Raw genomic sequence first — 22,088 nt, 5'->3', positions numbered from 1 at the left:
CTGGACCCCTGGACGGCACAGCGAGCCGGGAGTTACCTGGCATACGGGGGGCGCGGGCACGGCACCGGGGGGCCAGGGACTCGGCACGGCATCACCTCTCAGCGGATTGGGGCGCTTTCCATGACACCTACGCTCGTGCGGCAGCACCGGCCTCACGCGGGACCTCATCCCCGCGTGGATCCGAGGGCACGCGCGCGTGACTGGTCGGAGATCCAGGAGCGGATGCTCGTGCCGCTCTACGAGGCCGTGTACGAGCGGCTCGACGTGGGCCCGGCGACCCGGCTGCTGGGCCTGGGCTGCGGGAGCGGGCTCGCCCTGCTGATGGCGGTCTCACGGGGTGCGGCGGTCACCGGCGCGGACGCCGCCGCGCCCGAACGGCTGGCGCTCGCCCGCGAACGGCTCCTCCCCGCAGACCGGGGCCCGCAGCCGCGCGGGGACGTCCGGATCGTTCCGGGCGCCCTGCCCCGCCCGGCCGCGCCGCAGTCCGCCCCGTACACCCTGGTGACCGCGTTCGAGCCGGTGGGCTGCGCGGACGGTGACGCGGAGGCGCTCGCGGAACTGCTCGCGGCGGCCGTGCCGCTCGCCGCACACCGCGCGGCGGTGGTGCTCACGGGCTGGGGCCCGCCGGAGCGCTGCGCCACGTCGGCGGTGCTGCGGACGGTCCTGGGCCCGGCCGGCCCGCCGCGCGGCGCGGGCGGCTGGCACCCCGCCCGGCGCGACGACCTGGAGGACGTGGCCCGGCACGCCGGACTGGACCCGGACGGCTCGGGCCGCGTCGCCTGTCCGTTCGGATACGCCGACCTCGGCAGTGCGGTGCGCGGTCTGCTGTCGACGGGCCTGCTCGACGAGGCCGTCGTCGACCGCGAGCAGGTCGACAAGGAGCTGGCCGAGGCGCTGCTCCCGTACCGGCGCGAGGACGGCACGGTGTGGATGCCCAACGTGTTCCGCTACCTGATCACCCGCGTCCCCTAGGACGGCTGGAAGCGACCGCTCCTACGCGGCGCGTCCCGGCGGGAGCCACCGCTCCCGCGACGCCGCGGGAGCCCGACGCCGCGGCGCCGCCGGCGGGCGTACGACGCCGCCGGTCAGGTGTCCGTCTCCTTCGTCAGCCGGGTGATCCCGGCGACCCGGTAGGCGTCCGCCTCGTCCAGCGTCTCCTGCTCCAGGAGGGCCTCGGCCAGGGCGTCGAGCCGGCCTCGGTGGTCGCGAAGCTTGTGGCAGGCCTCCTCGTAGCACGCGTCGACGATCCGGCGCATCTCGCCGTCGATGGCGTCGAGCGTCTGGGGAGCGGCCGCGAGACCGTACGCCTGCTGGGCGTCGCTCGGCAGCGCGGACAGGCGGCCCACGCGCTCGCTCATGCCCCAGCGGGCGACCATGCCGCGCGCGATACCGGTGACCTGCTCCAGGTCGTTCTCGGCGCCGGTGGTCACGACGCCGAACACGACGTGCTCCGCCGCCATGCCGCCGAGCGCGCCGATGATCCGCCCTCGCAGGTACTCCTCGGTGTAGGCGTACTTGTCCGACTCCGGGGTCGACAGCGTGACGCCGAGCGCCCTGCCGCGCGGCACGATGGTGACCTTGCGGACCGGGTCGGCGCCCGGCTGGAGCATGCCGAGCAGGGCGTGCCCGCTCTCGTGGTAGGCCGTCCGGCGGCGCTCCTCCAGCGGCATGACCAGCGCCCGCTCGGCGCCGAGCTGCACCTTCTCCAGCGCCTGCGACAGGTCGGACCGGGTCACCCGGTCCTGCTGGCGCTTGACGGCGATCAGGGCGGCCTCGTTGGCGAGGTTGGCCAGCTCCGCGCCGGTCATGCCGGGGGTGGTCCGGGCGACCTGGCCGAGGTCGACGTCGTCGGCGAGCGGGATCTCGCGGGTGTGGATCTCCAGGATCGCCCGGCGGCCGTCGCGGTCGGGCGGGGAGACGTTGACGACCCGGTCGAAGCGGCCGGGGCGGGTCAGGGCCGGGTCGAGGACGTCCGCACGGTTGGTGGCGGCGATGACCACCACGCCCTCGGAGCCGGTGAAGCCGTCCATCTCGGTGAGGATCTGGTTCAGCGTCTGCTCGCGCTCGTCGTGGCCGCCGACGCCCGCGCCGCCGCCGCGGGCCCGGCCGATGGTGTCGATCTCGTCGATGAAGATGATCGACGGGGCCACCTTCCGGGCCTCGGCGAACAGCTCCCTCACCCGGGAGGCGCCGACGCCGACGATCATCTCGATGAACCCCGAGGCCGACGCCGAGAAGAACGGCACCCCCGCCTCGCCCGCGACCGCTCGCGCCAGCAGCGTCTTACCGGTGCCGGGCGGTCCCGCCAGCAGCACGCCACGGGGCATCTTGGCGCCCATGCGGCGGTAGGAGTCCGGATTCCTCAGGAAGTCGACGACGTCGTTGAGCTCGCCCTCGACCTCGTCGATGCCGGCCACGTCGGCGAACGTGGTGCGCCGCTCCCCCGGTACCAGTTCGACGGGCTTGGGCGGTGTCTTCCGTCCGAAGACGCCGCCCGCGCCGCCCATGCCCTGGCTCATCCGCCGCGCGATGAAGACCCAGAGGAGGACCAGCAGCAGCATGGGCGCCAGGGAGATCAGCAGGTTGGCCAGAAAGCTGCGCTCCTGGACCACGGGCTCCGCGGTGACCGTGACCTTGTTCCTGGTGAGGTCCTCCCACAGCTGGTCGTCCGCGAAGGACGGGCGTTGTGTCTTGAACGTGGTGTAGGTGCCGTCCCCGCCGGGCTTGTCCCGCTTCTCCTTCAGCTCACCCTGGATCGCGTCGCCCTTGGAGTAGATCTTGCTGACGTTGCCCGCGTCGACCTGCCTGGTGAACTCCGTGTAGGAGACCGTCGGCTCGTCGCCGCCGTTGAAGAACGACAGGACGACGTTGGCGAGCAGATACACGACCAACGCCGTGACGACCAGCTTCCACCAGCCGGCCCGCGGCCCGCGCCCGCCCGGCGGCGGCTTCTGCGGCTCCTCGGGGGTGCCCTCGGTGCGCCACGGCTGGTCGGGGGCCTTGCGCGACGGCGCCGGGTTGGTCATACCGGGACGTTACGACAGGAAAGCCGCACCGGCATACGCGCGGGCGGCGCCGGAGGCACGCCCCGGCCCCCGTACCGTCCCGGGGCCGTTGCGCGTACGGCCCCCGAGGCGCGCGGCCCGCCCCAAGGGCGTCGGCCGCGCAGACAACGGCCGCGAGGGCGCCCTCCGGCGGAGAGCACCCTCGCGCGACGTACGGCGGCGACGGCCGCGACGCGGGCCCGGCGGGAGGAACCCGCGGGGGTCCCGACGCCCGGCAGGCGACCGGTACGGTCAGCCCATGAACTTCTTGAACTCGTCCGGCAGCTCGAAGTCCTGCCCCGCCTGCTGACCCGGCACGCCGAAGGCACCGCCCTGGGCGGCGGCCGCACGCCGGGCGGCCTCCTCCTGTTCCTGCTGCTTGCGCTTCATCGGGTTGCCGGAGCGCTGCTTGCCCTTGGCCTTCTTCGGCTGCTTCTTGCCGCGCCCGGGGCCGCCGCCCATGCCGGGCATGCCCGGCATCCCCGGCATCCCGCCGCCCTGAGCCATCCGGGACATCATCTTGCGGGCCTCGAAGAACCGCTCGACCAGGTTCTTCACCGCACTGACCTCGACGCCGGAACCACGGGCGATGCGCGCGCGGCGCGAGCCGTTGATGATCGTCGGCTCCTGGCGCTCGGCCGGGGTCATCGACTTGATGATGGCGGCCGTGCGGTCGACGTCGCGCTCGTCGATGTTGTTGATCTGGTCCTTGATCTGGCCCATGCCCGGGAGCATGCCGAGCAGCTTGGAGATGGAGCCCATCTTCCTGACCTGCTCCATCTGGGCCAGGAAGTCGTCCAGGGTGAAGTCCTGGCCCTTCTTCGACGCCAGCTTGGAGGCCATCTTGGCGGCCTCTTCCTGGCTGAACGTCTTCTCGGCCTGCTCGATGAGGGTGAGCAGGTCACCCATGTCGAGGATGCGGGAGGCCATCCGGTCCGGGTGGAAGGCGTCGAACTCGTCGAGCTTCTCGCCGTTCGACGCGAACATGATCGGCTTGCCGGTGACCTCGCGGATCGACAGGGCGGCACCACCGCGGGCGTCACCGTCGAGCTTGGAGAGGACCACGCCGTCGAAGCCGACACCGTCGCGGAAGGCCTCGGCGGTGTTGACCGCGTCCTGGCCGATCATCGCGTCGACGACGAAGAGGATCTCGTCGGGGCTGATGGCGTCACGGATGTCGGCGGCCTGCTGCATCATCTCCTGGTCGATGCCCAGGCGGCCTGCGGTGTCGACGACGACGATGTCGTGGACGCGGGACTTGGCGAAGCCGATCGAGTCCTTGGCGACCTTGACGGGGTCGCCGACGCCGTTGCCCGGTTCGGGTGCGTAGACCGCGACACCGGCGCGCTCGGCGACGACGCTGAGCTGGTTCACGGCGTTGGGCCGCTGGAGGTCGCAGGCGACGAGCAGCGGGGAGTGACCCTGCTCCTTCAGCCACCGGCCGAGCTTGCCCGCGAGCGTGGTCTTGCCGGCGCCCTGGAGGCCGGCCAGCATGATCACGGTGGGGGGCTGCTTGGCGAACCGCAGGCGCCGCGTCTCGCCGCCGAGGATGGTGACCAGTTCCTCGTTGACGATCTTGAGGACCTGCTGGGCGGGGTTGAGCGCGCGGGAGACCTCGGCCCCCAGCGCCCGCTCCTTGATGTTCTTGATGAAGGTGCGGACTACCGGCAGGGCCACGTCCGCTTCCAACAACGCGATACGGATCTCGCGTGCCGTGGCGTCGATGTCCGCCTCGCTGAGGCGCCCCTTGCCGCGGAGATTCTTGAACGTCGCGCTGAGGCGGTCGGAGAGGGTATCGAACACGGTGGCGTCGGTCCTCGGAGTCGGAGCGGTCAGGGTCGCCCTCCAGGGTATCTGGCCCGGCGGGACATTCGTCCCCGCCCGCCGCATCCGCCCGCCGCATCCACCGGCCGCATCCACCGGCCGCGCGGCCGGTCCGCGGGAACGGGTCCACGCGCGGGGCCGGCACACGGCGCCGTCCGAGGCCGCCCCGCACCGCCGCGCCAGGGGATAGCGCACGCACCCCGGGGCCGTACCGCACCGGCCCCGGGGTGCCCGTCCCCCGGCGCGGCCGGTCCGCGGGAACGGGTCCGCGGCGCGGTGGCCTCGCCCCCGGGTCCGGCCGCAGGCGCTCCCGCGGCCGCGCGGGGCCGGCACACGGCGCCGTCCGAGGCCGCCCCGCACCGCCGCGCCAGGGGATAGCGCACGCACCCCGGGGCCGTACCGCACCGGCCCCGCCCGCCCGCTCCCCGGGTGCCCTTCCCGTCCCGCACCGTCACGGGACCGGCGCGCGTCCGTGGGCGCGCCCACGGACGCGCGTGCACCCACGGAGCCCGCAGGACGCCACGGGTGAGCGTCGCCACACCTCGCCCGCGCCGCCGGGGCCCGTCGGGCCGCTCGGCGTCGGCGGCCCGCCCCCGCCCCTGCCGCGCCGCACCCCGCCCCGCCCCGCCACGCCACGCCACGCCACGCCACGCCACGGACAGCCGTACCGGCCGCAAGCCGCCCGGCAGAGGACGTACGCGGCAGCGGGGCCCGCGGCGCGTCCGCCTCACCCCCGCAGCGTCTCCTCCAGCTTCCGCGCCACGGCGGCGGCTTCCTCGGCCGGCAGCGGCGCTCCGTCGTCGCCGGTGACGTAGAAGGCGTCGACCGCGTTCGCGCCGAGGGTGGAGACGTGGGCGCTGCGGACCCGCACCGCCGCGTCCTCCAGGGCGCGTCCGATGCGGAAGAGGAGCCCGGGGGCGTCCTGGGCGCGCACCTCGATCACCGTGGCGTGGCGGGAGGCGGCCGGGTCGACGGCGACGCGCGGCGGCGGGGCGAGCAGCCCGCGGCGCCGGGGGTAGGCGGCGTCGCGCTCGGCGAGCCGCGCCGCGACGTCCAGGGTGCCGTCGAGGGCGCGGACGAGGTCGGCACGGAGCCGGGCGGCCTGCGGCAGGGAGCCGTACTCGGCGGCGACGCGCCAGTTCAGCACGAGGACCGAGCCCTCCACGCCGGAGGGCAGGTCCTGGGCGCACAGCTCGGCTGTGCGGACGGTCAGGCGGTGCATGGCGAGGACACCTGCCGCGGCGGGCAGCACGCCCGGCTGGTCGGGTACGGCGATCAGCAGTTCCACGCCGAGCGGCTCGCTCCCTCCCGGGGTCTCCTCGGCGGGCGGCTCGGTCTGCGCGCGCAACGCGAGCACGGGACCGCCGGTGCGGAAGGCCTCGACGGCGAGCCGTTCCTGTTCGGCGCTGGGTGCGGGCGGCTCGGGTTCGCCGGAGCCGTGTCCGGCGAGCACGGCCGCGACGCGCCGCACGAGGTCGGCGACGAGCGAGCCGCGCCAGGCGGACCAGGCGGCGGGGCCGGTGGCCAGGGCGTCGGCCTCGGTGAGGGCGTGCAGCAGCTCCAGGGTGCTCTGGGTGCCGACGGCCTCGGCGACGGCCTGGACGGTGGCCGGGTCGTCCAGGTCGCGCCGGGTGGCGGTCTCGACGAGCAGCAGGTGGTGGCGTACGAGGGTGGCGAGGACGGCGACGTCCGCGGCGTCGAAGCCGATCCGGGCGGCCACGTCGCGGGCGATGATCTCGCCGGCGACGGAGTGGTCGCCGGGCCAGCCCTTGCCGATGTCGTGCAGCAGTGCGCCGACGAGCAGCAGGTCGGGGCGGCTGACCCGGCGGGTGAACTCGGAGGCGCGGACCGCGGTCTCGATGAGGTGGCGGTCGACGGTCCACACGTGGACGGCGTTGCGCTGGGGGCGGCAGCGCACCCGCTCCCAGTCGGGCAGGATGCGGGTGATCAGCCCTTCGGCCTCCAGGGCTTCCCAGACCTCGACGGTGGGGCGCCCGGAGCCGAGCAGCGTCACCAGCTGCTCGCGCGCCTCGGCGGGCCAGGGCGCGGGCAGCGGCCGGACGGTGGCGGCGAGGCGCCGTACGGCGTGCAGGGAGAGCGGGAGCCCGGCCTGGGCGGCGGAGGCGGCCGCGCGCAGCGGGAGCACGGGGTCTCGTTCGGGGCGTGCGGCGCGGGCGAGCACGACCTCGCCGTCCTGCTCGACGACGCCCTCGGCGAGCGGCGACCGTTCGGGGGCGGGTTTGCCGCCGCCGAGCATGGCGCGCAGCCGGGGCCTAACGGACCGGGCGCGCAGCACGCGTCCGACCTCGCGCCAGGTGACGTCGCTGGCGTAGGAGATGACGCGGGCGGCCTCGTACACCTGGCGGAGGAGGGTGTCGGCGTCCAGGAGGCCGAGTTCCGCGGCGACCTGGTCCTGCTCCTGGAGGGCGAGGCGGTCGGTGGCCCGGCCGGTGGTGAGGTGGAGGGCGTCGCGCACGTCGAGGAGGCGGCGGCGGGCGGCGTCGAGGCCTTCGCGGGGGGCGTCGGCGAGCCAGGAGGCGGCGACGGCGCGCAGCACGGTGGCGTCGCGCAGCCCGCCCCGGGCCTCCTTGAGGTCGGGTTCCAGCAGGTACTGGAGCTCGCCCTGGCGGTCGGCGCGTTCGGCGCAGAGTTCCTGGAGCTCGGTCAGGCGGCGGGGGGCCTGGTTGCGCCAGTCGGCGAGGACGGTGGTGCGCAGCGCGGCGGTGAGACCGAGGTCGCCGGCGACGTGGCGGGCGTCGAGGAGGCCGAGCTGGACCTTGAGGTCCTCGCCCGCGGTGCGGCGGGCCTCGGCCGGGGTGCGCACGGAGTGGTCCAGGGCGAGACCGAGGTCCCAGACCGGGTACCAGATGCGGTCGGCGAGGGCGGCCACCGCGGCGCCGTCGGCGCCGTCGTGCAGCAGGAGCAGGTCGAGGTCGCTGCGGGGGGAGAGTTCGCCGCGGCCGTATCCGCCGACGGCGACGAGGGCGGTGCCGCGCAGTCCTGTGTCGCCCACGGCGCGGACCGCGGCGGTGAACAGGCCGGCCAGCCAGTCGTCGGTGAGCTCGGCGAGGGCGGTGCGGCGCGGCGGCCCGGTCCGCGTCCCCTCCGTGAGGAGACGCAGCCGGGCCGCCGCGTAGCCGCTGGGTCCCGAGTCCTCTTCTTTCGTGTGCACGTCGGTGCTCGTCACCCAGCGACTCCTGTTCTTCTGTGTCAGAGCGCGTCCGGGCCGCGCTCGCCGGTGCGGACCCGTACGGTCGTCTCGACCGGGACGGACCAGACCTTGCCGTCACCGATCTTGCCGGTGCGGGCGGCCTTGACGATGACGTCGATGAGCTGGTCCGCGTCGTCGTCCTCGGCCAGCACCTCGATGCGGATCTTGGGAACGAGGTCGACGGTGTACTCGGCGCCCCGGTAGACCTCGGTGTGGCCGCGCTGCCGACCGTAGCCGCTGGCTTCGGTGACGGTCAGGCCGTGTACGCCGAACGCCTGAAGGGCTTCCTTGATCTCGTCGAGCCGGTGGGGCTTGACGACGGCGGTGATGAGCTTCATGCGTCCACCTTCTTGCTTGCGGCCTCGGTGACGGGGGCGGCGGCGGTCCGGGAGGCTCCGCCGCCGGCACCGCTGAAGTCGTATGCGGTCTCGGCGTGTGCGGCCTGGTCGATGCCGCTGGTCTCGTCGTCCTCGGAGGCACGGAAGCCGATGGTCTTCTGCAGGGCGAAGGCGATGATCCAGGTGACCACGAAGGTGTAGCCCATCACCGAGAAGGCACCGATGGCCTGGGAGAGGAACTGGTCGACACCGCCGGCGCCGCCGATGGCGAGGAAGCCGACCATCAGGGTGCCGAGGACACCGCCGACGAGGTGGACGCCGACGACGTCGAGGGAGTCGTCGTAGCCGAGCTTGTACTTGAGGCTGACGGCCCAGGAGCAGACGGCGCCCGCGACGACGCCGATGAGGAGGGCGCCGAAGATGTTGACGTTGCCGCCGGAGGGGGTGATGGCGACGAGGCCGGCGACGGCACCGGAGCAGGCGCCGAGCGTGGTGAACGCTCCGTGGCGGATGCGCTCGTAGACGAGCCAGCCGAGCATGGCGGCGCCGGTGGCGACCTGCGTGTTGATGGCCATCTGGGCGGTGGTGCCGTCGACGCCCAGTTCGGAGCCGGCGTTGAAGCCGAACCAGCCGAACCACAGCAGCGCGGTGCCGAGCAGCACCAGCGGCATGTTGTGCGGGCGCATCGGGTCCTTCTTGAAGCCGACACGCTTGCCGACGACCAGGATCGCGGCGAGGGCGGCGATACCGGCGTTGATGTGGACCGCCGTACCGCCGGCGAAGTCGATCACGGCCGGGTCGAGCTGGGAGAGCCAGCCGCCGCCCCAGACCCAGTGGGCGACGGGGAAGTAGACCACGGTGACCCACAGGCCGATGAAGATCATCCAGGCGCCGAACTTGACGCGGTCGGCGAGGGCACCGCTTATCAGGGCCGCGGTGATCACGGCGAAGAGCATCTGGAACAGCGAGAAGGAGAACAACGAGATGTCGTTGCCGGTGAAGCTCTCCATGGTGCTGTCGGCGTCGACGCCCTTGAGGCCGATCATGTCCAGGTTGCCGATGAAGCCGCCCGAGTCACCGCTGAAGGCGAGGGAGTGGCCGTAGAGCACCCACAGGACGGTGACGATGCCCAGGGAGATGAAGGACATCATCAGCATGTTGAGGACGCTCTTGGCGCGGACCATGCCGCCGTAGAAGAGCGCGAGTCCGGGCGTCATCAACATGACGAGCGCTGCGCTGATCAGTACGAATCCGGTATCTGTGCCGTTCAAGCCGGTATCTCCTCGTCGTGGATACGGCCCCGTGCGGGCGAAGCCTGGGCGGGATGGAGGGGTGGGCCGGTTATGGGCAAGGAGATTGGCGCAGCGCGGTTTCGGTGGGCGCCCCTCGTTGTTTCGCGCCGGTGACGAAGGCGCCGGGTGTGTTACGCCTGGGTGAATCGGCGGATCTGGGCGCGCGGGATCGTTATCGTGGCGCAACCTTCGGTGGAGGAACACCGCCGGGGGAAAGAGACCGGCCGCGGTCGGCCTTCCGAATGACTGGCATGGGGGAGCCGAGTCGGGCAGTTCGGGAAGGCCGGCCGCGGCCGGGGTCGGGGGGCGGTGGCGTCGTCGCTCAGACGGCCTCTGCCGCGCTCTCGGGCAGTTCGACGGAGAGCCGGTCGGTGAGGTGGAGGACCTCGGCGAGGTCCCCGAAGTCGCGTACGGCGGCGTCGACCGTCTTTCGGATACGGGTGTTCACGCGCTCGGAACGCACCTTCTTGGCGATCTGCATGGCCTCCGCGGCCAGTACGGTGCTCTGCTCGGGCTCCCGCTGGAGGAGGTGCACGGTGGCCATGCCGATGAGGTTGAGCGCGTAGGACCGCTGGTGCTCGGCGTCCTCGGCGAACAGTTCCACGGCCCGCTGCATCAGGGGCTCGGCCAGGGAGGCGTAGGTGGGGCTGCGGCCCGCGACATAGGCGAGGTCGCGGAAGGAGTGGGAGTTCTCGCCGTGCAGCTCGGCCTCGGAGAAGAAGCGGATCCAGTCGGGGTCGGGCTCGTCCCACTCGTCGGCGTCGGAGAAGGTGTCCTCGGCCATCCGTACGGCCCGCTTGCACTTGCCGGGCTGCCCCATGTTGGCGTAGGCGCGGGCCTCCATCGCATACAGCATGGCCTGGGTGCGCGGGCTCGCGCAGTCGCGGCTGCCGTACTGGGCGAGGTGGATCAGTTCCAGGGCGTCGTCGGGGCGCCCGAGGTGGATCATCTGGCGGCTCATGCTGGACAGGACGTACGAGCCGAGCGGCCGGTCCCCGGCCTCCTTCGCGGCGTGCAGCGCGAGGACGAAGTACTTCTGCGCGGTGGGCTGGAGACCGATGTCGTACGACATCCAGCCGGCCAGTTCGGCGAGTTCGGCGGCGACCTTGAACAGCCGGCGGGTGGTGGCCTCGGGCTGCGACTCCTGGAGCAGGTCGGTGACCTCGTGGAGCTGGCCGACGACGGCCTTGCGGCGCAGTCCGCCGCCGCACTGGGCGTCCCACTGGCGGAACATCGCGGTGGTGGACTCCAGCAGGTCCAGTTCGGGCCGGGACAGCGCGCCGCGGGCCCGGGTGGCCGGTCCGCCGGAGTCCGCCCGGGGTGCGGGGCCCGGTGCGACGGGGACGAGCCAGCGCTGCATGGGCTCGATGAGGGCGGGGCCCGCGGAGAGGGTGAGCGACGTGCCCAGGAAGCCGCGCCGGGCCAGCATCAGGTCGCTGCGGGAGAACTCGCTGAGGAGGGCCACCGTCTGCGGGCCGGTCCAGGGCAGGTCGACGCCGGAGGCGGCGGGTGTCGGGCGGGCGGCACGCAGACCGAGGTCCTCGACGGAGACGACGCATCCGAACCGCTCGGAGAACAGCTCCGACAGGATGCGGGGGATCGGCTCGCGGGGGTTCTCGCCGTCGAGCCAGCGACGCACCCGGGAGGTGTCGGTGGAGATGTGGTTGGCACCCAACTGGCGTGCCCGACGGTTCACCTGACGTGCCAGCTCTCCCTTCGACCAGCCGCTGCGCACGAACCACGAACCGAGCAGATCGTTGGGGCGCTTCTCAGCGTTCGTCCCGCTTCCGCCGTTGCCGCCCACTGGAGCGCCCCCATCCCTGAAGACCGCGAAGACCGCTTGCCGCCGCCTTGCGTCAAGCCCTATCAGAATGCCCGTTGTCCGGGCCGCCCGTCCCCGGGTTCTCACCCTTCGAACGGGAAAGCGAGTTGCCTCCGGCATACCCACAAGCGCATGTGCCGCAAGTTCTCGTGCACTCAAAGTAATCCTACGATCACCCCTCCAGCCACGGCGATCCGTGAAACGCCACCATTCGCCACCCCTTCGTATGAACTCCCTTCGGCCTTCTCACGATTCACTTGACATGGGACAACCGGGAGTGAGTGGAGAGGTGCACAAAGGGGCGCGCGCCGCCAGGTGCACCACCCGGGGCGCACGAAGGCGCCGCTCGCAGTCGCGGCGTGCGCCGTTCGCCGATCGCCCGGCGGTCTCGTAACCACCGGCGCGTCGGACCCGTTGGAGGGGGCATGGGCTTCACGATCGGCAGTAGCCGGGGCATTCGCGACATCCGGTCCGGCTCGCGGCGCCGCACGCGCTCGTCGGACTGCACCGCCGTGGCCGAGTACACCGGCCTGTGGGGCTGGGACGTCGTGCCCGGCGCCCGCGCCGCCGGGGGCGTCTGCTCCTGCGGCCGGAGCGGCTGCCGCGCCCCCGGAGCGCACCCGCTGGACTTCGCGAGCGCCGTGCCGGCCGGGGCGACGCTGGACGCGGTCACCGAGGCGTGGTCGGAGTTCCCCGGGGCCGCGCTGATGCTGCCGGTCGGGCGGGCGTTCGACGTCGTCGAGGTCGCCGAGGCGACGGGCCGGCGGGCGCTGGTCCGGCTGGAGCGGATGGGCCTGCCGCTCGGCCCGGTCGCGGTGACACCCGAGGGCCGCGCCCACTTCTTCGTGGCACCGGGTGCCGCGGCCGAGCTGCCCGCGCTGCTGTACCGCATGGGCTGGGACGACCCGGGCCTGGACCTGCGCGCCCTCGGCCCCGGCTGCTTCATCACCGCCCCGCCCTCCGAGCGGGCCGGAATCGGCCCGGTGACCTGGCTGCGCGCTCCGTGCCCGGACTCGGCGACCCGTCCGCCGCAGGCACGGCTGCTGCTGGGGACGCTGGCCTACGTGGCCCACCGGTCGCGCGCCTGACGTACGGCGGACCGGGCGCGGGCGTCCCGACGCCCGCCGGACCGGCACGCGGCCCTGGCGGGGCGGTCACAGGCCCCTTGCAGGGCGGGCCGGTGGCTCCTGCCGGCCTCCCCCGCGGCCCCGCCACGGCGAAGCGCCCGCCCCGCTGCGGGGACGGGCGCTTGTCGCGCACAGGTCGGCGGGCGGGGCGTCACTCTCCGATGAGGGCGTCGACGAAGGCCTCCGGCTCGAAGGGGGCGAGATCGTCCGGCCCCTCGCCGAGACCGACGAGCTTGACCGGCACGCCCAGCTCGCGCTGCACGGCGATGACGATGCCGCCCTTGGCGGTGCCGTCGAGCTTGGTGAGGGCGATGCCGGTGATGTCCACGACCTCGGCGAAGACGCGGGCCTGCACCAGGCCGTTCTGGCCGGTCGTGGCGTCGAGCACGAGCAGCACCTCGTCGAGCGGGGCGTGCTTCTCCACGACGCGCTTGACCTTGCCGAGCTCGTCCATGAGGCCGGTCTTGGTGTGCAGGCGGCCGGCCGTGTCGATGAGGACCACGTCGACGCCCATCTCCCTGCCCTCCTTCACCGCGTCGAAGGCGACGGAGGCGGGGTCGCCGCCCTCCGGCCCGCGCACCGTGTAGGCGCCGACGCGCTCGCCCCAGGTCTGGAGCTGGTCGGCGGCAGCGGCCCGGAAGGTGTCGGCGGCACCGAGCACGACCGTGCGCCCGTCGGCGACCAGGACGCGGGCCAGCTTGCCGGTGGTGGTGGTCTTCCCGGTGCCGTTCACACCGACGACCATCACGATGCCGGGCCTGCGCTCCTCGGGCTCGGTGCGCACGCCGCGGTCGGCGTCGGTGCCGACCAGCTTCAGCAGCTCCTCGCGGAGCAGTCCGCGCAGCTCCGCCGGCGTACGGGTGCCGAGCACCTTGACGCGTTCACGCAGCCGCTCGACCAGTTCCTGGGTGGGCTGCACGCCGACGTCGGCGGTCAGCAGGGTGTCCTCGATCTCCTCCCACGTGTCCTCGTCGAGGTGCTCGCGCGACAGCAGCGCGAGCAGCCCCTTGCCGAGGGCGTTCTGGGAGCGCGACAGGCGGGCGCGCAGCCTGACCAGGCGTCCCGCGGTGGGCTCCGGGACCTCGATCTCGGTCGGCGGGAGCTCTTCGGCGACGGGGGGCTCCGCGACCGCGGACGGTGCGCCGCCGCCCGGCAGGTCCACCTCCTCGATGGTCCGGCGGGGTTCGTCCCGCGGCGTCTCGGCCTCGTCGCCGACGTGCGGCTCGGCCGGAGGGGCGGTGATGTCGGGCGCGGCGGGCGGCGGCGGGGGCAGCGGCTTCCGGCGCCGGCTGCCGATGACGAGCCCGCCGATCGCGCCGAGCACGACCACGGCGATGACTACAGCAAGGATGACGGTTTCCATAACCCGTCCAGTATCGGCCATGGGTCCGGCCGAACCCGGCTTGTACGTTCCTCCGACCCGCGGGCGCGGTGCGGGACGGACGCCCCGCAGGCCGGGACGGACCGCCACCTGGGGCGGGACGGAGCGCCCCGCGGGACGGGACGGAGCGCCCCGCGGGACGGGACGGAGCGCCACCCGGGGCGGGACGCACGCCCCCACGGGACGACGGGACGGCGTACGGTCCGGGCCGGCACCGCCGCGCGGGGCGCCGCGCAGCCCCGCGAGCGGGGGCGTGCGTCGCATCCCTGGCCATCTGACATGTCGTCAGCTACGGTCCGGGGGCGAGCCGCCCGGCGAAGGGACTGCCATGCCCGTCACGGTCGTACGCCTCAACCTGGTCGGTCCCGGCGCCGGCCCCGGTGCGCTCGCGGCCCGCTACCGCGCGGCCGTGGAGATGGCCTCGTACGCCGACGGCCACGGCGTCACCACCGTGCAGACGGAGGAGCACCACGGCGTCCCGGACAACTGGCTGCCCTCGCCGTTCGCCTTCGCGGGCGCGCTGCTGGGGGCGACGAGGCGTCTGGTGGTGACGGTGTCGGCGGCGATCGGCCCGCTGTACGACCCGCTGCGGCTGGCGGAGGACATCGCGGTGCTGGACCTGGTCGGCGGCGGCCGGCTGGCGACGGTCGCCGGGATCGGCTACCGGCCCGAGGAGTACGCGATGTTCGGCGTGGACTTCGCGCGACGCGGCGCGCTGCAGGACGAGCTGCTGCGGACTCTGCTGCGGGCCTGGACCGGGGAGGAGTTCGCGTACCGGGGCCGGAGCGTGCGCGTCACCCCGCGCCCCTTCACCCGGCCGCATCCGCTGCTGCTGGTCGGCGGCTCCTCGAAGCCGGCCGCCCGCCGGGCCGCGCGGCTGGGGCTGCCGTTCTTCCCGAGCGCGCACCTGCCGGAACTCCAGGCGTACTACAACGAGCGGCTGGCCGAGTACGGCACCGAGGGCTGGACGGTGATGCCGGCGGCCGAGACGCCGCTGCTCCACGTGTCGGAGGACCCGGACCGCACCTGGGCCGAGCACGGCGGACACTTCCTGCACGAGGCCCGCGCCTACGCGTCCTGGCAGCCGGACGGGGCCCGCTCGGCGGTGCGCTCGGCGGCGTCGACCGTCGCCGAGCTGCGCGCGGAGGGCGTCTACCGGGTACTCACGCCGGACGCGTGTGCGGCGCTGCGCCTGGACACCTATGTGCTGCATCCGCTGGTGGGCGGGATGCCGCTGGAGGAGGGGTGGCGGGGGCTGCGCCTGTTCTGCGAGCGCGTGCTGCCCCGGCTCGGCGGATGAGCCGGGGCAGCACGCGTCACGGTGACGAGGACGTCACGGTGACGGGGAGAGGGGCAGCGGGGACTTGGCCCTTCTCCCCGGGTCCGGGGGTCGCTCAGCCCATCTCCTCCAGGGCCTTGCCCTTGGTCTCCTTGACGAACCTCAGGACGAAGGGGATCGAGAGCGCGGCGAACGCCGTGTAGATCACGTAGGTCGCGGACAGGTTCCGGTCGGCCAGGGACGGGAAGCTCGCGGTGATCGCCCAGTTGGCCATCCACTGCGCGGCCGCGGCCACGCCCAGGGCGGCGGCGCGGATCCGGTTCGGGAACATCTCGCCGAGCATGACCCAGACCACCACACCCCAGGACAGGGCGAAGAAGAGGACGAAGACGTGCGCGGCGACCAGGGCGACCCAGCCCTGCGTGGCGGGCAGCCTGCCGTCGACCAGGTCGTAGGAGAAGGCCCAGGCCTCCAGCGCCAGGCCGATCGCCATACCGACGGAGCCGACGAGGGCGAGCGGCCTGCGGCCGAGGCGGTCCACGAAGATCATCGCGATCACGGTGCCGACGATGTTGATGATCGACGTCGTGAAGGAGTAGAAGAACGAGTCCGTCGGGTCCACGCCGACCGACTGCCACAGCGTCGAGGAGTAGTAGAACGCGACGTTGATGCCGACGAACTGCTGGAAGACCGAGAGTCCGATGCCGACCCAGACGATCGGCTTGAAGAAGAAGGAGCCGCCGAGCAGGTCCCTGAAGGCGGACCGGTGCTCGCTCTTCATGGCGTGCTCGATCTCCGCCACCCGGGCGTCGAGGTCGATGCCGCCCTCGACCTCGGCGAGGACCTCGCGGGCGCGTTCGCGCCGGCCGACGGAGAGCAGGAAGCGCGGGGACTCGGGGATGGCGAAGGAGAGCATGCCGTACAGGACGGCCGGGACCACCATGACGCCGAGCATGACCTGCCAGGCCTCCAGGCCCATCAGCTCGCCGCGCTGGTCGCCGCCGGCGGCGTTGAGCAGGCCCCAGTTCACCAGCTGGGAGACGGCGATGCCGACGACGATCGCGGCCTGCTGGAAGGAGCCGAGCCGGCCGCGGTACGCGGGCGGTGCGACCTCGGCGATGTAGGCCGGGCCGATCACGGAGGCCATGCCGATGGCGAAGCCGCCGACCACGCGCCACAGGGCGAGGTCCCACAGCGCGAACGGCAGCGCCGAGCCGACGGCACTCACGGTGAACAGGGCGGCGGCGATCTGCATGCAGCGGATCCGGCCGATGCGGTCGGCGATGCGCCCGGCGGTGGCGGCGCCGATCGCGCAGCCGACGAGGGCGATGGCGATGACCTGGGCCAGCGCGGCCGAGCCGATGTCGTAGCGGTCCCGGACGGCCTCCACGGCACCGTTGATCACGGAGCTGTCGTAGCCGAACAGGAAGCCGCCCATCGCGGCGGCGGCCGCGATGAAGACGACATGCCCGAGATGGTCGGGTTGGGTCCCGGAACCCTTCCTGGACGCCTGCGCTGTGCTGGTCACGATCAACTCCTCGGGCCGCCATCGGCACCGTCGCCGGGTGGGGTGCGCCTCGACAGGTGCGGGCTTCCCGTGGCACACGGACACACATCGCTCACACCTGAAGATGAAATCAACGTTGCAGAGACTATGCCTTCAAGTTTCGAAGTCAATAGGGGGTCACTGTGAAACTAGAGACAGAAACCCGTCCCAGCGGGGGACTCCGTGTTCACTTCTTGAAGAGAAGGGGTCGATCTCAGCGCGAGACGCCCCTCAGCGCAGACGCTGGGAGATGACCTTCGAGACACCGTCGCCCTGCATGGACACGCCGTACAGCGCGTCGGCGACCTCCATCGTGCGCTTCTGATGGGTGATCACGATCAGCTGGGAGGCCTCCTGCAGCTCCTGCATGATCCGGATCAGCCGCTGGAGGTTGGTGTCGTCCAGTGCGGCCTCGACCTCGTCCATCACGTAGAACGGGCTGGGGCGGGCCTTGAAGATCGACACCAGCAGCGCGACGGCCGTCAGCGAGCGCTCGCCGCCCGACAGCAGGCTCAGCCGCTTGACCTTCTTGCCCGGCGGACGCGCCTCGACGTCGACGCCCGTGCTGAGCATGTTGTCGGGATCGGTCAGCACCAGACGGCCCTCACCGCCCGGGAACAGCCGGCCGAACACCCCCTCGAACTCCCGCGCGGTGTCCCGGTAGGCCTCGGTGAAGACCTGCTCGACACGCTCGTCGACCTCCCTGACGACCTGGAGGAGATCGGCACGGGTCTTCTTGAGGTCCTCCAGCTGCTCGCTGAGGAACTTGTGGCGTTCCTCCAGCGCCGCGAACTCCTCCAGGGCCAGCGGATTCACCTTCCCCAGCTGCTGGTACGCCCGTTCGGCCGCCCTGAGCCGCCTCTCCTGCTCGGCCCGCGCGAACGGCCGGGGCCGGTTGCGCGGATCCTCCGGGTCCTCGGGCAGCACCTCGCCCTCCGCGGGCGGGGACGGCGGCACCGGCTGCTGCGGGCCGTACTCGGAGACCAGCCCCGCCGGCTCCACCCCCAGCTCCTCCAGCGCCCGGGTCTCCAGCTGCTCGATCCGCAGCCGCTTCTCCGCACCGAGCACCTCGCCGCGGTGCACCGAGTCGGTCAGCTTGTCCAGCTCGGCCTTCAGGTCGCGCCCGATGCCGCGGGCCGCGGCGAGCTCCTGCTCGCGCCGCGCCTTGGCGGTCTCGGCCGCGGCGCGCTCGCGCTCCGCGCGCTCCAGCGACACCTCGACGTGCTCCAGCAGAGTGCGGGCTCCCGCGGCGACCGCCTCGGCGACCGCCGCTTCGTGCCGCAGCCGTGCCCGTCGCCGCTCGGCCCGTGCACGCGCCTCACGCTCCGCGCGCGCGGCCCGGTCCAGGGAGTCCGCGCGGCCGGCCAGTGCCTTGACGCGCTCCTCGTGGGTACGGACCTGGAGGCGGGCCTCCATCTCGGTCTGGCGGGCGTTCGCCCCGTCGGCGGCCAGCCGGTCCCGGACCGAGGGATCGGGCTCGTCCGCGCCGTCCTCCCCGAGCAGCGCGCTCTCCTCGGCCACGGCCTGCCGCTCCGCCAGTTCCTCGACCTCCTGCAGGGCCCGTTCCAGAGCGTCCTCGGCCCGTGCGGCGGCGGCACTGCTGCGCTCGGCCTCGCCCGCCGCGCCCCGGGCCTGGCCGGCGAGCCGCCCGAGCTGCTGTGCGACGGCCGACTTCTCCCGGTCCCCGGCCCGGCGGCGCTCCCCCAGCTCCTCGACCAGTGCGGCGGCCTCCGCGCGCCGCTGCGCGGCGGTTCGCTGCTCCTCGGCGAGGCTCTCGCACCGGGTCGCCAGTTCCTCCAGCTCGGCGGCGGCCTCGTCGACCGACGCCTGCACCTCCAGCAGGCTCGGCGCCCCCGCCGAACCCCCATGGGCGAAGTGCGCCCCGAGCAGGTCGCCTTCGGCCGTCACCGCGGTCAGGCGGGGGTGGGCGTAGACCAGTTCCTCGGCCTCCTCCAGGGTGCCGACGACGACGATGCCGCGCAGCAGGCGGCGCACGGCGGGCATCAGTTCGGCCGGACCGCGGACGAAACGGTCGGCCGCCGGCGCCGGGAGCTCGGCCTCCTCCCGCGTGCCCTCGGATCCGCCCCGGCCGGCCCCGCCGCGGGCGCGCTCCGGTGCCGCAGGGCCGGACCCGGCGGCCGCGCCGTGTGGACCGGGGCCGCACGGCCCGCCCGGCGTCGTGGCGGCACCACCGGAACCGGGAACACCGGGGGCACCGGGAACACCGGGGGCACCGGGGGCACCGTCGGACTCGGCGGCGCCGTGGGCCCCGGCGGTGCCGTCGGACCCGGTGGCGGCCTCGCGGCCGGAGGCGTCCGGTCCGCCCGGCGGGTCCGGCTCGGGCGCTCCGGTGAGCAGCAGGGCCGCACGCCCCGCGTCCTGCTTGCGCAGCAGGCGGATCGCCTCGGCGGCGGAGGCGGGCGTGGTGACGGCGACGGCGTCGGCCGCGGCGCCCAGCGCGGCGGCCAGGGCACTCTCGTGGCCCGGCGTGATGGTGAGCAGTTCCGCGGCCGGGCCCAGCAGGCCGGTGAGCCGGTCCCGCGCCCCGAGCAGCGCGCCGGAACCGTCCTTGCGGCGCAGCCCGAGGGCGAGGGCTTCGTGGCGGGCCTGGGTGGCGGCGCGGCGGCGCTCGGCGGCGGTGGCCGCCTCCCGGGCGGCGGCCAGCGCGGCCTCGGCCCCGGCGAGCCGCCGCCTGGCGTCGTCGTGGCGCTCGGCGAGCCGGACGTCGCCCGCGTCGAGGCCGTCGACCTCGGCCTGGAGTGCCTCGTACTCCTCCTGCGCGGCGACGGCCCGCTCCTGGGCCTCGTCGCGGGCGAGGGCCAGCCGGTCGATCTCGGCCTGCGCGGAGGCGGCGCGCGAGCGGGCGGCGTTGACCTGTCCGGCGAGGCGGGCGCGGGCCTCGCGCCGGTCGGCGACGGCGCGGGCCGCGTCCTTCAGCCGTCGCTCCTCGGCCGCCAGCTCACGCTCCAGGTCGGCGCGGTGCGCGACGGTGTCGTCCAGAGCCCGCTGCGCCGCCTCCAGGGCGGCCTCCAGCTCGGCCTCCTGCTCCCGGACACGGGCGGCTTCGCGCTCCATGTCCTCGGGGTCACGACCGCGCCGTTCCTCGGGCGGGACGGAGGTGGCGCTCTTGACCCGGGCGTCGGCCAGCGAGACGGTGCCGCGCACCCGTTCGGCCAGCTGCGACAGCTCGTACCAGGTCTGCTGGGCGCGCTGCAGACGCGGGGAGAGCCGGCGGACCTCGTCCTCCAGCGCGGCCTCGCGCTGCACGGCGCGGCGCAGCTCCTGCTCGGCCGCCTCCTTGCGTTCCTTCAGCGCGGCCTCGTCGGCGACCTCGGCCCGGAGCGCCTCGCGCAGCCGGACCAGGTCGTCGGCGAGCAGGCGCAGCCGGGCGTCCCGCAGGTCCGCCTGGATGACCGCGGCCCGCCGGGCGACCGCCGCCTGCCGGCCGAGTGGCTTGAGCTGGCGGCGCAGTTCGTCCGTGAGGTCCTGCACCCGGGCGAGGTTGGCCCGCATCGCGTCCAGCTTGCGCAGGGCCTTCTCCTTGCGCTTGCGGTGCTTCAGCACACCCGCGGCCTCCTCGATGAAGGCGCGGCGTCCCGTCGGGTCGGCGTGCAGGACGGAGTCGAGCTGGCCCTGGCCGACGATGACGTGCATCTCACGGCCGATGCCGGAGTCGGAGAGCAGTTCCTGGATGTCGAGCAGGCGGCAGGTGTCGCCGTTGATCTGGTACTCGCTGCCGCCGTTGCGGAACATGATCCGCGTGATGGTGACCTCGGCGTACTCGATGGGCAGTGCCCCGTCGGAGTTGTCGATGGTCAGCGACACCTCGGCGCGGCCGAGTGGGGGACGCCCGGTGGTGCCGGCGAAGATGACGTCCTCCATCTTGCCGCCGCGCAGCGACTTCGCGCCCTGCTCCCCCATCACCCAGCTGAGGGCGTCCACGACGTTGGACTTGCCCGATCCGTTGGGGCCCACGACGCAGGTGATGCCCGGTTCGAACCGGAGCGTGGTCGCCGAGGCGAACGACTTGAAGCCGCGGAGGGTCAGGGCCTTGAGGTGCACGGCGCTGGACTCTACCTTCCGGGGCCCGCCCCCTCCATGAACGCGCGGTTTCGCGGGTGAACGCGAGGGGCACACCAGACGTTGAAGAGGGTGAAACACTGCACGGGGGAAACCAGGCCGCCCGGAGGAAGGGGCACCCGGGGGGCGTCCGAGGGGAGGCACCCCGAGGAAAGAAAGAAGGGACGCCGAAGCGTCCCTTGCAAACTCTGACAACTGAAGCGGTTGATACGGGCAGCCCAACCACTGCGTGTCATGTACTGCGATGCAGTGATCAGGTGAGCGCAGGCTCCGCCTGGTGTGCGTCGATGCTCTCCATGATCTCGTGGTGAGAAGCGGCAGCCGTCAGCGCGTCGTTCTCCGCCTGGATCCGTACGAGCTCCGATTCCAGGTCCTGTACACGCTGCTGGAGCCGTCGCATCTCGGCGAGGAGTCGCGGGTCGGAGCCGCCGACGTAACCGAGAAGCGCCTTTGCCATGATGGATGGGCCTCCACACTGAGTGACCGACCGAAGCGGTGTGGGTCGTGAGGGATTCGCACCCGCGGTGCTTGGCAGGCGCACGAGCGACACTGCCGTATTCCATGCCAAACAGCTAAGGTGCGCGGGGCTTTCAGCGTCTCACCAAAAAGTTTGACGGTCAACACGATCACGCCCCGTATCGAGGGGCGGCCCGGAGTCGACGGCCGGAAAGCCACGGCGTGGCGGGCCCTCCGGGGGCCGGGGCGTGGCGATCATCTTGGCGTGCGGAGTCCGCCGGGGCAAGGGGTTCTTGTCAATCACCAGGAGGTTCTCCCTCCCGAGGGCCCCGGACGGAATCCCCCACGGCGCCCGCCGGAACGCCGGGCCCCGCCCGTCACCGGATGGCGAAGCCGTCGTAGCCACCCCGGGGTGTGTCCCAGATCTCGGTCACCCCGTCCACACGTCCGGGCGTGTCGTCTCCCCGGAGCCAGTCGAGGAGCCCCTCGCAGCCGGCCCGCGCTCCCTCTGCGACCACCTGCACACGGCCGTCGTCCAGGTTGAGGGCGAAACCGCTCAGTCCGCCGATCTCCAACGCCTTGGCCCGCGTGAACCAGCGGAAACCCACACCTTGGACGCGTCCGCGCACCCAGGCGACCATTCGCACATCGTCGCTCATGACCGCAACCTAACCGGCCATTGTCCCGG

14 protein-coding genes are annotated in these 22,088 nt (G+C 73.4%); 3 read left to right on the top strand and 11 right to left on the bottom strand.

Features of this window, described 5'->3' with window-relative positions:
- Positions 1–120: 120 nt before the first annotated feature.
- Positions 121–972, top strand: a complete 852-nt coding sequence (locus AC5K6T_RS27895; protein WP_493213315.1) for an SAM-dependent methyltransferase — start codon at positions 121–123, stop codon at positions 970–972.
- A 113-nt stretch (positions 973–1,085) separates the two neighbouring features.
- Here AC5K6T_RS27895 and ftsH read toward each other — a convergent pair whose 3' ends face one another.
- The 6 genes from ftsH to nsdA all read right to left on the bottom strand — a co-directional run bounded on the left by ftsH (position 1,086) and on the right by nsdA (position 11,513).
- A complete protein-coding gene (gene ftsH, locus AC5K6T_RS27890; RefSeq protein WP_493213313.1) occupies positions 1,086–3,026 on the bottom strand; it encodes an ATP-dependent zinc metalloprotease FtsH in 1,941 nt (646 codons plus the stop codon).
- A gap of 270 nt (positions 3,027–3,296) precedes the next feature.
- Positions 3,297–4,847 carry a signal recognition particle protein gene (gene ffh, locus AC5K6T_RS27885; protein WP_493213311.1) on the bottom strand — a complete coding sequence of 517 codons (1,551 nt, stop codon included), beginning with the start codon at positions 4,845–4,847 and terminating at the stop codon, positions 3,297–3,299.
- Positions 4,848–5,595: 748 nt separating this feature from the next.
- Complete coding sequence (locus AC5K6T_RS27880) at positions 5,596–8,055, bottom strand: [protein-PII] uridylyltransferase (protein ID WP_493213309.1); 2,460 nt, start codon at positions 8,053–8,055, stop codon at positions 5,596–5,598.
- 23 nt (positions 8,056–8,078) lie between these two features.
- Positions 8,079–8,417, bottom strand: a complete 339-nt coding sequence (locus tag AC5K6T_RS27875) for a P-II family nitrogen regulator (RefSeq protein ID WP_493213308.1) — start codon at positions 8,415–8,417, stop codon at positions 8,079–8,081.
- Complete coding sequence (locus AC5K6T_RS27870; protein WP_493213306.1) at positions 8,414–9,688, bottom strand: ammonium transporter; 1,275 nt, start codon at positions 9,686–9,688, stop codon at positions 8,414–8,416. The genes AC5K6T_RS27875 and AC5K6T_RS27870 overlap by 4 nt, the downstream gene beginning before the upstream one ends.
- Before the next feature lie 343 nt (positions 9,689–10,031).
- Positions 10,032–11,513 carry a transcriptional repressor NsdA gene (gene nsdA / locus AC5K6T_RS27865; protein WP_493213304.1) on the bottom strand — a complete coding sequence of 494 codons (1,482 nt, stop codon included), beginning with the start codon at positions 11,511–11,513 and terminating at the stop codon, positions 10,032–10,034.
- Positions 11,514–11,956: 443 nt separating this feature from the next.
- Here nsdA and AC5K6T_RS27860 point away from each other — a divergent pair, with 443 nt between their 5' ends.
- Positions 11,957–12,619, top strand: coding sequence for a bifunctional DNA primase/polymerase (locus AC5K6T_RS27860; RefSeq protein ID WP_493213303.1), 663 nt, complete (start codon positions 11,957–11,959; stop codon positions 12,617–12,619).
- 190 nt (positions 12,620–12,809) lie between these two features.
- Here the strand turns inward: AC5K6T_RS27860 and ftsY are convergent, their stop codons facing one another.
- Complete coding sequence (ftsY, locus tag AC5K6T_RS27855; protein WP_493213301.1) at positions 12,810–14,021, bottom strand: signal recognition particle-docking protein FtsY; 1,212 nt, start codon at positions 14,019–14,021, stop codon at positions 12,810–12,812.
- A gap of 346 nt (positions 14,022–14,367) precedes the next feature.
- Between ftsY and AC5K6T_RS27850 the strand changes: the two genes are divergently transcribed.
- Positions 14,368–15,339, top strand: coding sequence for an LLM class flavin-dependent oxidoreductase (locus AC5K6T_RS27850; RefSeq protein ID WP_493213300.1), 972 nt, complete (start codon positions 14,368–14,370; stop codon positions 15,337–15,339).
- Between the two features lie 94 nt (positions 15,340–15,433).
- Here AC5K6T_RS27850 and AC5K6T_RS27845 read toward each other — a convergent pair whose 3' ends face one another.
- From AC5K6T_RS27845 to AC5K6T_RS27830, 4 genes are all read right to left on the bottom strand, one after another.
- The gene (locus AC5K6T_RS27845; RefSeq protein ID WP_493213298.1) at positions 15,434–16,846 is read right to left on the bottom strand and encodes a sugar porter family MFS transporter; all 1,413 of its coding nucleotides are present in this window, start codon (positions 16,844–16,846) and stop codon (positions 15,434–15,436) included.
- Positions 16,847–17,095: 249 nt separating this feature from the next.
- On the bottom strand, positions 17,096–20,926 hold the full coding sequence (locus AC5K6T_RS27840; protein WP_493213297.1) for a collagen-like protein: 3,831 nt from the start codon (positions 20,924–20,926) through the stop codon (positions 17,096–17,098).
- A gap of 271 nt (positions 20,927–21,197) precedes the next feature.
- Positions 21,198–21,401 (bottom strand): hypothetical protein, encoded by a 204-nt coding sequence (locus AC5K6T_RS27835; RefSeq protein WP_351837238.1) that lies wholly within the window; start codon positions 21,399–21,401, stop codon positions 21,198–21,200.
- Between the two features lie 376 nt (positions 21,402–21,777).
- Positions 21,778–22,059 (bottom strand): acylphosphatase, encoded by a 282-nt coding sequence (locus tag AC5K6T_RS27830; RefSeq protein ID WP_493213295.1) that lies wholly within the window; start codon positions 22,057–22,059, stop codon positions 21,778–21,780.
- Positions 22,060–22,088 lie beyond the last annotated feature (29 nt).

Source organism: Streptomyces sp. B8-7 (assembly GCF_058833805.1).
This window is presented reverse-complemented; position numbering and strand designations above follow the sequence as displayed.